This window comes from Stenotrophomonas chelatiphaga (assembly GCF_001431535.1).
GTDB classification, from domain to species: domain Bacteria; phylum Pseudomonadota; class Gammaproteobacteria; order Xanthomonadales; family Xanthomonadaceae; genus Stenotrophomonas; species Stenotrophomonas chelatiphaga.
The window spans coordinates 25,470-37,678 of record NZ_LDJK01000022.1 but is presented as its reverse complement, the minus strand read 5'-3'; the positions used below and the strand labels follow the sequence as shown (position 1 = coordinate 37,678).

At 67.3% G+C, this 12,209-nt stretch carries 11 protein-coding genes; 7 read left to right on the top strand and 4 right to left on the bottom strand.

Annotated features, from left to right (window positions below):
- Positions 1-293: 293 nt before the first annotated feature.
- The 4 genes from ABB28_RS06970 to ABB28_RS06955 all read left to right on the top strand — a co-directional run bounded on the left by ABB28_RS06970 (position 294) and on the right by ABB28_RS06955 (position 2,997).
- Complete coding sequence (locus ABB28_RS06970) at positions 294-893, top strand: glutathione peroxidase (protein WP_057507953.1); 600 nt, start codon at positions 294-296, stop codon at positions 891-893.
- 95 nt (positions 894-988) lie between these two features.
- Complete coding sequence (locus ABB28_RS06965; protein ID WP_057507952.1) at positions 989-1,969, top strand: FKBP-type peptidyl-prolyl cis-trans isomerase; 981 nt, start codon at positions 989-991, stop codon at positions 1,967-1,969.
- 80 nt (positions 1,970-2,049) lie between these two features.
- Positions 2,050-2,292 carry a SlyX family protein gene (locus ABB28_RS06960; protein ID WP_057507951.1) on the top strand — a complete coding sequence of 81 codons (243 nt, stop codon included), beginning with the start codon at positions 2,050-2,052 and terminating at the stop codon, positions 2,290-2,292.
- Between the two features lie 9 nt (positions 2,293-2,301).
- Positions 2,302-2,997, top strand: coding sequence for a DUF2058 domain-containing protein (locus tag ABB28_RS06955; protein WP_057507950.1), 696 nt, complete (start codon positions 2,302-2,304; stop codon positions 2,995-2,997).
- 73 nt (positions 2,998-3,070) lie between these two features.
- On the opposite strand, the gene ABB28_RS06950 is transcribed toward ABB28_RS06955, so the two are convergent.
- From ABB28_RS06950 to ABB28_RS06935, 4 genes are all read right to left on the bottom strand, one after another.
- Entirely contained in the window at positions 3,071-4,405 is a 1,335-nt protein-coding gene (locus ABB28_RS06950; RefSeq protein ID WP_057507949.1) for an amidohydrolase family protein, read from the bottom strand.
- A gap of 184 nt (positions 4,406-4,589) precedes the next feature.
- Complete coding sequence (metH, locus tag ABB28_RS06945; RefSeq protein ID WP_057507948.1) at positions 4,590-7,274, bottom strand: methionine synthase; 2,685 nt, start codon at positions 7,272-7,274, stop codon at positions 4,590-4,592.
- The gene (locus ABB28_RS06940; protein WP_057507947.1) at positions 7,271-8,377 is read right to left on the bottom strand and encodes a homocysteine S-methyltransferase family protein; all 1,107 of its coding nucleotides are present in this window, start codon (positions 8,375-8,377) and stop codon (positions 7,271-7,273) included. The genes metH and ABB28_RS06940 overlap by 4 nt, the downstream gene beginning before the upstream one ends.
- Positions 8,378-8,384: 7 nt before the next feature.
- Entirely contained in the window at positions 8,385-9,314 is a 930-nt protein-coding gene (locus tag ABB28_RS06935) for an ArsR/SmtB family transcription factor (RefSeq protein ID WP_057507946.1), read from the bottom strand.
- 219 nt (positions 9,315-9,533) lie between these two features.
- Between ABB28_RS06935 and ABB28_RS06930 the strand changes: the two genes are divergently transcribed.
- From ABB28_RS06930 to ABB28_RS06920, 3 genes are all read left to right on the top strand, one after another.
- On the top strand, positions 9,534-9,989 hold the full coding sequence (locus ABB28_RS06930) for an REP-associated tyrosine transposase (protein WP_057507945.1): 456 nt from the start codon (positions 9,534-9,536) through the stop codon (positions 9,987-9,989).
- A 574-nt stretch (positions 9,990-10,563) separates the two neighbouring features.
- Positions 10,564-11,742: an acyl-CoA dehydrogenase family protein gene (locus tag ABB28_RS06925; RefSeq protein WP_425479532.1), complete on the top strand. Its 1,179-nt coding sequence runs from the start codon at positions 10,564-10,566 to the stop codon at positions 11,740-11,742.
- 89 nt (positions 11,743-11,831) lie between these two features.
- Positions 11,832-12,125 (top strand): hypothetical protein, encoded by a 294-nt coding sequence (locus tag ABB28_RS06920; RefSeq protein WP_057507943.1) that lies wholly within the window; start codon positions 11,832-11,834, stop codon positions 12,123-12,125.
- The last annotated feature ends 84 nt before the right edge of the window (positions 12,126-12,209 follow it).

The window sequence follows — 12,209 nt, the reverse complement described above, 5'->3', positions numbered from 1 at the left end:
GGGCCGGGCGGTGGGGCTGGGCGGGGGCGTAGAGCGCCATGGATGGCGCGAAACGAGGCCCGCAGGAGCGGCTCTTGCCGTCCCCCGACCAGCCCCACCGCCCGGCGCCAACCCGGGGTGTCGCACTCCGGCCACCCGCGAGGGGGTTCCACCCGTTCGACCCACCCCGGCCGAAGGTAAGCGCAGCGCGCTGCGCGATCGCCGACAAAAGCCGCACCAAGGCCCGGTGGTATAGTTCGCGGCGAAATACGGACCCCGCGTCCGGCCCTTCACTCCTGCCAGGAACATCTCCCATGCTGCGTTCTGATTCCCTGCCGCGCCGCGGCGTGCCGGTCCTGCCCCGCGTGCTGGGTTCGCTGCTGGTGGCCGCAAGCCTGGCCCTGCCGATGATGGCCTCGGCCGCCGGCCTGCTCGACGTGGCCTACCGGCCGCTGGCGGGCAAGGAGGCGGTCAATCTGGGCCAGCGCTACCACGGGCGCGTGCTGCTGGTGGTCAACACCGCCAGCAAGTGCGGCTTTACCCCGCAGTACGAAGGCCTCGAGGCGCTGCAGAAGTCGTATTCCGCGCGCGGCCTGAGCGTGCTGGGCTTCCCCTCCAATGACTTCAAGGGGCAGGAGCCGGGCGATGAGAAGGACATCCAGGAGTTCTGCACCCTGACCTACGGGGTCAAGTTCCCGATGTTCGAAAAGGTCCACGTCGTGGGCGACCAGGCGACCCCGCTGTACAAGGGCCTGACCGCCGCCACCGGCGTGGCCCCGGGCTGGAACTTCCACAAGTACCTGATCGGACGCGACGGCGCGGTCATCGCCCAGTTCCCGAGCCGGGTCAAGCCGGATGACAAGGAACTGGTCGCGGCGATCGAACGTGCGTTGGCGGCCCCTGCGGTTCATTGAACGACGCACGTGCGCCTCGACATATCGGACGCGCATGCGACAATGCGTGTTTTCGCGCCGACGTCGGCGTTTTTTCACTTCCAGGAATGCAACACATGAAGATGGGAATGCGTGGCGCTGCGGCGTCGGTTCTGATTCTGGCGATGGGCACCACCGGCGTGGCGCTGTCGCAGCAACCTGCTGCCGCCCCGGCAGCAGCCAAGGAGACCAGTAATTTGAATTCCAAGCAGAAGCTCGGCTATGCCATCGGCGGCGACGTCGCCCGTTCGCTCGAAGCGATCAAGTCGCACATCGACCTGGCCGCCATGCGCGAAGCCGTGCAGGCCACCTTCGACGGCAAGCAGCCGCTGATCACCCAGGCCGATGCGCAGAAGACCGACACGGCCCTGCGTACCTCCATGGCGATCGCCAATGGCCAGCAGGTTCCGGGCCAGGCGCCGGGTTCGGCGCCGCCGAAGGTCGACAACCGCCAGGTAGGCCTGATGCTGGGCAGCTACATGGTGGGCCCGTCGCTGGCCGAGCTGAAGGGTGACATCGAGCTGGACGCCCTGTTCGACGCGGTCAAGACCGCCTTCGATGGTGGCCAGCCGAAGCTGAGCCAGGAAGAGGGCGCGGCGATCCTGCAGTCCTTCATGGCCACCAAGCAGGCTGAAATGCAGGCCAAGGCCGCGCAGCTGGGCCAGACCAACCGTCAGGAAGGCAATGCGTTCCTGGCCAAGAACAAGACCGTGCCGGGCGTGGTCACCACCGCGTCGGGCCTGCAGTACCAGGTCATCCGCCCGGGCAGTGGCGAGCGTCCGCTGCCGAGCAGCAAGGTCAAGGTGAACTACGAAGGCAAGCTGCTGGACGGCACCGTCTTCGACAGCAGCTACCAGCGCGGCCAGCCGGTCGAGTTCGGCCTGGACCAGGTGATCAAGGGCTGGACCGAAGGCGTGTCGCTGATGCCGGTGGGCTCGAAGTACCGCTTCTGGATTCCGGGCGAACTGGCCTATGGCGAGAACGGCACCCAGGGTGGCCCGATCGGCCCGAACGCCACGCTGACCTTCGACGTCGAACTCATTTCCGTGCAGCCGTAAGGCACGCACGCGCCCTGCCATACCCGCCGGGACACCGGCGGGACTGGCGATCCATGTCATTGGCCGGGGACGATCAACGCATGTCTGAAATTACATCGAGCGAACGCGAGCAGGCGCTGGAAGCGCGCCTGGTCGAGCTGGAAATGCGTGTCTCCTTCCAGGAGCAGGCGTTGGCCGAGCTGAGCGAAGCGCTGGCCGATGCACGCATCGAGGGCTCACGCAACGAGGGCCTGATGCGGGTATTGCTGGAGGACCTGGGCAAGGTCCGCAACGCGCTGTATTCCTCTGATCCGGTGGATGAGCCGCCACCGCCGCACTACTGATCTGTCCTTATGAGCGATACCCTCCGCGACCAGCTGATGGGCCTGGGCTTCAAGCCCGCGCCGAAGCCTGAACGCAGCAACGACCGAAAGCCGGACCGCAAGCCGGAGGCGCGCCGTGATGGGCGACCGGGTGGCGGAAAGCCGGGGCAGGCCGGTGCCCGCCCCCACCAGGGCAAGCCGGGCGATAACCGTCCTGCGTCGTCCCGCCCGGGCAATCCCGGCAACCCCGGCAACCGTCCGGGGACGCGCCCGCAGGGTGCACGCAAGCCACGCTCGCAGGAAGAGATGGACCTGGCCAAGGCCTATGCCATCCGTGCGCAACGCGAAAAGGAAGAGCGCATCGAGGCCGAGCGCCAGAAGCAGGAAGACGCACGCGTGCGCCGCGAGGCGAAGGCGAAGCTGGAAGTGCTGCTCAAGGATGCGTCGTTGAACGTGGAAGAGGCCGACATCGCGCGGCACTTCCCGTACGGCGGCAAGATCAAGCGGATCTACGTCACCGCTGGCCAGCTGAAGGCACTCAATGCCGGCGAGCTGGGCGTGGTGCAGGTGGCCGGCCGCTACATGCTGGTGACCGCGGAGATGCTGGCCCAGGCCGAGGCGATCTTCGCCCAGGCCGTGGCGCTGAAGGTGGACCCGAACGCACCGGCCGAGGAGGATCCGTACGCCGATCCGCAGTACCAGGTGCCCGACGACCTGGTCTGGTAAGCGGCGCTAGCGTTCTGTCCGTTTTGCGCGCCGAGCATGGCTCGGCGCTACCGTGGCATTGGGTGCCGTTGGCTTATTCGGTGATCGGGCCGCCGACTTCCTGGCCTGCCTGCCACACGGCGTGGATGCTTTGGCTGTTCTGGATGTCGGCCAGCGGGTCGGCATCCAGTACCAGCAGGTCGGCGCGCTTGCCGGGGGCGATCCGCCCGCGATCGGCCAGCCCCAGCAGGTCGGCCGCATCGGCGGTGGCGACCTGCAGCGCACGCGCCGGGGTCAAGCCGGCCTCGGTCAGCAGCTTCAGTTCGCGGTGCTCGGCAAAGCCGATCACCCGCTGCGGCATCGCGCCGGCATCGGTGCCGAAGCCCAGCTTCACGCCGCCGGCATGCAGGCGGCGCAGGTTTTCAAGGTTCATCGCAACGGCTTTGCGCGCGCCGGGGATGTTGGCACCCGCCAGCTGTTCGCTCTGCCACTCGGGCTGCTGCCAACGCTCGCGTACCGCCACCGGCAACGCGGCGCGCAGGAACGGGGTCTGCAGCGCCTGCGGATTTTCCGCATACCAGTAATTGGCTTCGTCGATGTTCACCGTGGCGATATAGCCGGTGCCCTGTTCGCGCATCTTCCGCACCAGCATCGGGTCGACCGCACGGTCGCGGATGCCATGGGCGATGATGTCCACCTTCGCATCGACCAGCGCCTTGGCCTGGTCCAGGTCATGAATGTGGGCAGCCACCTTCAGCCCGCGCGCGTGCGCCTCGCTGATCGCGGCGCGGAAGATCTCCGGCGCCATCATCGGTACCTTGCCGCCCAGGTTGTCCACCCACAGCTTGATCAGGTCCACGCCATCGGCCTGCTGGCTGGCCACCGCGGCGCGTGCTTCCTCGGCGTTGCGCGGACGGGCCACGGCGTCGCGTTGCAGCCCCATCGCCGCGGCGGGCGGTGCGCCGTCCACCGCACCGATGCCGCCGCCGGCACCGTACAGCTGCGCGCCCAGCCGCGGGTCTGCATTGACCTCTTTGCGGATGGGGAAGAAGTCATGGCCGTTCATGCCCAGCGCAGTGACCGTGGTGACGCCATAGCGCTGGAACTGGCGCAGGTCGCGCACCACGTTGTCGCGTGTGTAGAAGCGGTCACCGTGCTGCAGGCCCTCGGTGTTGCCGACGTGCGCGTGGTCGCTGACCAGCCCGGGAAGTAGGGTCTTGCCGCGGTAATCGATGCGGCGTGCAGCGCTGGCATCGGCGGGCAGCGGGCTGCCGACATGCACGATGCGCGTGCCGTTGATCAGTACCGGGGTGATGCCGAGATCGCGGGTTCCATCAAACACGCGGGCGTTTTCCAGCAGCACCGGCGCGGCGGCGGCGGGCAGGGCAGTGGCGGTGAGCAGCAGGGCCCACAGGCGGTTGGGTCGCATCGGCGGTTCCAGGTTGGGGTTACCCCGAGCCTAACCCGCGTGCCGCGATATCGGTAGCGCCGACCCGTTGTCGGCGAGCGCAGCGGCCGCTTGCGGAGGGCATCCGCCGAGGACGGCTCGGCGCTACCATTCACCGCGATACCGGTAGCGCCGACCCACGGTCGGCGAGAGCAGCGGCCGGCTGTTACTCCGGATCGTAATCCAGGTTGGAGGCCAGCCAGCGCTCTGCCTGCACGCGGTCCACGCCCTTGCGCTTGGCGTAGTCGGTGACCTGCTCGCGGCTGACCCGCCCGACCACGAAATACTGGCTCTGCGGATGGCTGAAGTAGTAGCCCGACACCGCTGCAGTGGGCAGCATGGCGAAGCTTTCGGTCAACTGCATGCCGGCGTTGCCCTGCGCGTCCAGCAACCGGAACAAGGTGTCCTTCTCGCTGTGCTCCGGGCAGGCCGGGTAGCCGGGAGCAGGCCGGATGCCGCTGTATTTCTCGGCGATCAGCGCATCGTTGTCGAGGGTCTCGTCGTTGGCATGGCCCCAGAACTCCTTGCGCACGCGCTGGTGCAGGCGCTCGGCCAGGGCTTCGGCGAAGCGGTCGGCAAGTGCCTTGAGCAGGATCGCGTTGTAGTCATCATGGGCGGCTTCGAAACGCGCCACGTGCGCATCGATGCCGATACCGGCGGTCACCGCGAACGCGCCGATCCAGTCCTGGCGGCCACTGTCGGCGGGGGCGATGAAGTCGGCCAGGCAGAAGTCTGGACGCTCGGCCGGTTTGTCGACCTGCTGGCGCAGGAAGTGCAGCGTGGCCTCACCGTCGGGGTGCTGTACGCGCACGTCATCGCCCACGCTGTTGGCGGGCCACAGGCCGAACACCGCGCGTGCCTGCAGCCACCGCTCCTTGACGATGCGGTCGAGCATCTGCCGGGCATCGCGATACAGCTCGCTGGCCTGGCTGCCGACGATCTCGTCGGTAAGGATCGCCGGGTACTTGCCGGCCAGCTCCCAGGCCTGGAAGAACGGCGTCCAGTCGATGTAGTCCACCAGCTCGGCCAGTGGATAGTCATCGAACACATGCAGTCCGGGCTGGTTCGGTGCCGGTGGCACGTAGTCTGCCCAGCCGCCGTCGAAACGCTGGCCGCGTGCATGGGCCAGGCTGACCAGGCGCTTGGCATCGCCGCGGTTGCGGTGGCGCAGGCGGATGTCGGCGTAGTCGGCTTCGTTGGCCGCCACGAACGCGGCGCGCAGGTCATGCGAGATCAGGGACTGGGCCACACCTACGGCGCGCGACGCGTCTTTCACCCACACCGTGGGCGCCTTGTAATGCGGGTCGATCTTCAACGCGGTATGCGCGCGCGAGGTGGTGGCGCCGCCGATCATCAGCGGCAGCTCGAAGCCCTGGCGCTGCATCTCGCGGGCCACGTGGCTCATCTCTTCCAGCGATGGGGTGATCAGGCCGGACAGGCCGATGATGTCGGCGTTCTCGGCGCGTGCGGCGTCCAGGATCTTCTGCGCCGGGACCATGACGCCCAGGTCGATCACCTCGAAGTTGTTGCAGGCCAGCACCACGCCGACGATGTTCTTGCCGATGTCGTGCACATCGCCCTTGACCGTAGCCATGATGATCTTGCCGTTGCTGCGCGCCGTATCGCCGCTGCGCAGTTTTTCCGCTTCGATGTAAGGCAGCAGGTAGGCCACCGCCTTCTTCATCACCCGCGCCGACTTGACCACCTGTGGCAGGAACATCTTGCCGGCACCGAACAGGTCGCCGACCACGTTCATGCCGTTCATCAGCGGACCTTCGATGACATCCAGCGGGCGCGTGGAGGCTTGCCGCGCTTCTTCTGTGTCCTGTTCGACCCAGGCATCCAGGCCGTGCACCAGCGCGTGGGCCAGGCGGTCGGTGACTGGCTTTTCACGCCATGCCAGGTCTTCGACCCGCGCCGCGCCCTTGCTGCCTTTGTAGCGTTCGGCGATCTCCAGCAGGCGCTCGGTGCCATCGGCCCGGCGGTTGAGGATCACGTCCTCCACGCGTTCGCGCAGCTCCGCGTCCAGGTCGTCGTAGATCGGCATCGCGCCGGCATTGACGATGCCCATGTCCATGCCCGCGGCGATGGCGTGGTAAAGGAACACCGAGTGGATCGCCTGGCGCACCGTCTCGTTGCCGCGGAAGGAGAAGGACACGTTGGACACGCCGCCGGACACATGGCAGTGCGGCAGCGTGCGCTTGATGATGCGGGTGGCCTCGATGAAGTCCACCGCGTAGTTGTCGTGCTCTTCGATGCCGGTGGCCACGGCGAAGATGTTCGGATCGAAGATGATGTCCTGCGGCGGGAAGCCGATTTCGTCCACCAGGATGCGGTACGCCCGCGTGCAGATCTCGACCTTGCGTGCGCAGGTGTCGGCCTGGCCGGCTTCGTCAAAGGCCATCACCACCGCGGCGGCGCCGTAGCGCAGCACCTTTCGCGCATGCTCGCGGAACAGGTCTTCGCCTTCCTTCAGCGAGATCGAATTGACCACGCTCTTGCCCTGCAGGCATTTCAGCCCGGCTTCGATCACGCTCCACTTGGAGGAATCGACCATCACCGGGATGCGCGCGATATCCGGCTCGGACATGATCAGGTTGAGGTAGCGCGTCATCGCCGCTTCCGAATCGATCAGGCCTTCGTCCATGTTGACGTCGAGGATCTGCGCGCCGCTGGCCACCTGCTGGCGCGCCACGTCGACCGCTTCCTCGTAGCGTTCTTCCTTGACCAGTTTGCGGAACTGCGCGCTGCCGGTGACGTTGGTGCGCTCGCCGATGTTGATGAACAGCAGGTCCGGGGTGATGACCAGCGGTTCCAGTCCGGACAGGCGGGTGTGCGGGGCGGTGCTCATGCGGCCTGCTCCCGGTCACCGGGCAGCGCACGCGGCGGCAGTCCGGCGACGGCCTCTGCGATGGCGCGGATATGCGCCGGGGTGCTGCCGCAGCAGCCGCCGACCAAGTTCAGCAGGCCGTCGGTGGCGAAGCCGTGCAGGGTGGCGGCCATTTCCTCGGGGGTTTCGTCGTACTCGCCGAACGCATTGGGCAGGCCGGCGTTGGGATGGGCGCTGACATAACAGCCCGCCACCTGGGAAAGCGTCTCCACGTGCGGGCGCATCGCATCGGCGCCGAGCGCACAGTTGAGCCCGATCGACAGCGGTCGGGCGTGCGCCAGCGAGGCATGGAAGGCTTCGGCGGTCTGCCCCGACAGGGTGCGTCCGGACGCATCGGTGATGGTGCCGGAGATCATCACCGGCAGGCGCGCGCCGCGCGCATCGAAGGCTTCTTCCACCGCGAACAAAGCCGCCTTGGCGTTGAGGGTGTCGAAGATGGTTTCCACCATCAGCGTATCGGCGCCCCCATCGATCAGGCCATCGATCGCCTCGCGGTAGGTGCCGCGCAGTTCGTCGAAGCTGGTGTTGCGGAAGCCGGGATCGTTGACGTCCGGGCTGATCGAGGCGGTACGGCTGGTCGGCCCGAGCACCCCGATGACGAAGCGCGGCTTGTCCGGCGTGGTCGCTTCCATCGCATCGCAGCAGGCTCGCGCCACGGCGGCGCCGGCCTTGTTCAGTTCGTACACCAGGTGCTCGAGGTGGTAGTCGGCCTGGCTGACCGAAGTGGCGTTGAAGGTATTGGTCTCCACCAGGTCCGCGCCGGCCTGCAGGTATTCGGTATGGATGCCGGCGATGATCTCCGGCCGGGTCAGCAGCAGCAGGTCATTGTTGCCTTTCAGGTCCTGCTCCTGCACCGGGCCGTGGTCGCAGCCGGCGCCATGCACGTGGCCGGCGGCACGGGTATCCACGCCGCCGATGAAGCGCTCGCCGCGGTAGTCGTCTTCCTGCAGCCCATGGCGCTGGATCATCGTGCCCATCGCACCGTCGATGATCAGGATGCGTTCGCGCAGGGCGCTCAGCAGGGCAGTGGCACGTTCGGGATGCAACCAGGGCAGGGCGGGCACGGCGACCTCAGGGTTTGTTGGCGATCAGCGAAATGACTTCGAAATGTGGCGGGCGCTTTTCGCGCGTCACCGTTTCCAGGCTCGACACCTGCAGCCCGGCCTTGTCGACGAACTTGCGCAGCTCCTTGTCACTGAAGCCGAGGTTGACGTGGCCGTAGGCATCCACCGCCGCCTTGTGCTCATGGCGGGCCAGGCTGCACAGCAGCAGGCGGCCGCCCGGGCGCAGCACGCGCGCCGCTTCGGTGACCGCCTGGGCCGGCTTGGCGGCGTAGGTGAGGGCATGCATCAGCACGACCAGGTCGAAGCTGCGATCCTTGAAGGGGAGGGCATGCATGTCGCCTTCGCGCACTTCCACGTTGGGCAGGCGGCGCAGGCGTTCGCTGGCGGCGGCAACCACGCGCGCGCTGGTGTCGATGCAGACATAGCGGCTGGCATGCGGGGCCACCAGTTCGGCGAGCACGCCATCGCCGGAGGCGATATCCAGCACGTCGCCGGTTTCCAGCAGGGGCAGGGCGGTGCGCGCCAAGGCTTCCCAGGTGCGGCCCGGGGAGTAATGGCGTTCCATGTCACCGGCCACGCTGTCGGCCCAGTTCTGGTCGGCGGCACGGCTGGCCAGCACCGAGGCCACGCGTTCGGCATCCTGGCGCAGCAGCGGGTCGTCGCTGCCGGTGCTCAAGGCATGCCACAATGCGCGCTGTGCCGGGTCCAGCTGGGCGTCGTCGAAGCGGTAATACGCAGACACGCCCGCGCGGCGGTCGCGCACCAGCCCGGCTTCTTTCAGGCGCGCCAGATGCGTCGATACCCGCGGCTGGGCCAGCCGGGTGATCGCCGACAGCTCGGCCACGGTCAGTTCTTCCTGCTCCAGCAGCGCCAACAGGCGCACCCGGGTGGCGTCGGCGAACACTTTCAGCCGGGTCGACCAATCCTCGAGATCCATAAATATCCACCTATCGCGATAGAGAGATATTTTCGCCTCCGCGGCGTGAACGGTCAAGCAACGCCGAACGGTAGCGCCGACCCATGGTCGGCGTGCGCAGCGGCGCGTGGGCACAGGCAGTTCGCCGGGCACGCCTCGGCGCTACCAGCGCGGCTTTCCCACACGTCAATCGCGGTTCTGCCGATCCTTGTCCCGGCCCGATCGCCCGACTCTGGCTGCATGTCCAGTCGCCATCTCCAGCGCGGCCGCTTCTCCCGCCCGGGCGGCATCTACGTCCTGACCACGGTGACCCGCGGACGCCTCCCGGTATTCGAGACTGCCGACAGTGCCCGTATCGTGATTGACTGCCTTCGCGACATCGAACGCGCCCGCATCAGCCATTCCTTCGCCTGGGTCGTCATGCCTGACCACGTGCACTGGCTGCTGCAACTGCGCCAAGGCACGCTGGGCGCCTGCATGCAACGGTTCAAATCACGGAGCAGCCGGCTGATCGGTCAAGCGGCGGGATCCGCCTTACGGCTATGGCAGCCCAGCTACTTCGAGCACGCGCTGAGGTCAGACGAATCGCTGCTCAGGCAGGCGCGCTACATCGCAGCCAACCCCGTAAGAGCGGGGCTTGTCGATCAGTTGGGTGTCTATCCCTTTGCCTGGTGCCGCTGGCCTTCGGACCCCTGACGCACACGATACGGTAGCGCCGACCCATGGTCGGCGAGCGCAGCGGCGCGTGGGCGCCGGCAATCCGCCGAGCACGGCTCGGCGCTACCTGGGCGGCCGGTCGGTGGGGCCGACCCATGGTCGGCGAGCGCAGCGGTACGTGGGCGCCGGCAATCCGCTGAGCACGGCTCGGCGCTACCCGGGCGGCCGGTCGGTAGCGCCGACCCTTGGTCGGCGAGCGCAATGGTTCGTGGGCACAGGCAATCCGCCGAGCACGGCTCGGCGCTACCACGGGCGGCCGAACGGTAGCGCCGACCCATGGTCGGCGAGCGCAGCGGCGCGTGGGCGCCGGCAATCCGCCGAGCACGGCTCGGCGCTACCACGGGCGGCCGAACGGTAGCGCCGACCCATGGTCGGCGAGCGCAGCGGTACGTGGGCGCCGGCAATCCGCCGAGCACGGCTCGGCGCTACCACGGGCGGCCGGTCGGTAGCGCCGACCCATGGTCGGCGAGCGCAGCGGCGCGTGGGCACAGGCAATCCGCCGGGCACGGGTTCAGTGCCCCAGTCAGCCGGGACCCGCTGCCCCCCAGTACAATTGGGGATTCATTACCCGGGAGGGGTCGTTGTGGATTTCAGCTTTACCGAAGAGCAGTTGATGCTGCAGGACGTTGCGCGCCGCATCGCGCAGGAAAAGATCGCGCCCAGCGCCGAGCACCATGACCGCACCGGCGAGTTCCCGCTGGCCAACATCCAGCTGCTCGGCGAGAACGGGCTGATGGGCATCGAAGTGCCGGCCGAGTACGGTGGCGCGGGCATGGACCCGATCGCCTACGTGCTGGCGATGGTGGAAGTCGCCGCCGGTGACGCCGCCCATTCCACCATCATGTCGGTCAACAATTCGCTGTTCTGCAACGGCATCCTGACCCACGGCAACGAGGCCCAGAAGCAGAAGTACGTGCGCGCCATCGCCGAAGGGACCGCCATCGGCGCCTTCGCGCTGACCGAGCCGCAGTCCGGCTCGGATGCCACGGCCATGCGCTGCCGCGCGGTCAAGCAGGCCGACGGCAGCTACGTGATCAACGGCAAGAAGAGCTGGATCACGTCCGGCCCGGTGGCCAAGTACATCGTGCTGTTCGCGATGACCGATGCGGACAAGGGCGCGCGTGGCATCAGCGCGTTCCTGATCGACACCGACAACGCCGGTTTTGGTCGCGGCAAGACCGAGCCCAAGCTCGGCATCCGCGCATCGGCGACCTGCGAGATCGAGTTCAACGATTACGTGGCGCAGGCTGAAGACCTGCTGGGCCAGGAAGGCGAAGGCTTCAAGATCGCGATGGGCGTGCTCGACGCCGGCCGCATCGGCATCGCCTCGCAGGCCATCGGCATTGCCCGTGCGGCGTACGAGGCCACCCTTGAGTACGTGAAAGAGCGCAAGGCGTTCGGCGCGGCCATCGGCACCTTCCAGATGACCCAGGCCAAGATCGCCGACATGAAGTGCAAGCTGGATGCCGCCCTGCTGCTGACCCTGCGCGCGGCGTGGGTGAAGGGCGAGGGCAAGCGCTTCAGCAACGAGGCGGCGATCGCCAAGCTCACCGCGTCCGAAGCGGCGATGTGGATCACCCACCAGGCCGTGCAGATCCACGGCGGCATGGGGTATTCGAAGGAAATGCCGCTGGAGCGCTACTTCCGTGACGCCAAGATCACCGAGATCTACGAAGGCACCTCGGAGATCCAGCGCCTGGTGATCGCCCGCAACGAAACCGGGCTGCGCTGACGCTTCGGCGTAAACGTGGGGGCGGGTGCGCGACCCGCTCCGCCCGCACGATCACCTAGAATGCCCGTCCTCTCAAAACAGGTACGGGCATGGTCATCTACCGTGGTGCTGGTTTTTTCACCCTGCTGACACCGATCATCACAGTGCTGTTGTTGCTCTGGCTGTACCCCGATCCGTCCGTCGCCAAGGGCAACATCACGCTGCCGCAGTTCCTGCTGGGCTGTGGCATCGGTGCGGCCATCAACACGGTGCTGGGTTTCGTGCTCAATCGCGGACCACGTCCGGAGGGCGAGCTGGCGCGGCATCACTTCTTCTACCTGCCGATGCAGTGGCCCTCGTTGGCCATCGTGGTGGTGTGTGCGGTGATTGCCGCGGCACGCTGAAAGCTGGGTGAGAATGAAAAAAAGGCCCCGGATCGCTCCGGGGCCTTTTTTATCGGGAGCGTGACGGCCAGCGGCCGTCACTAC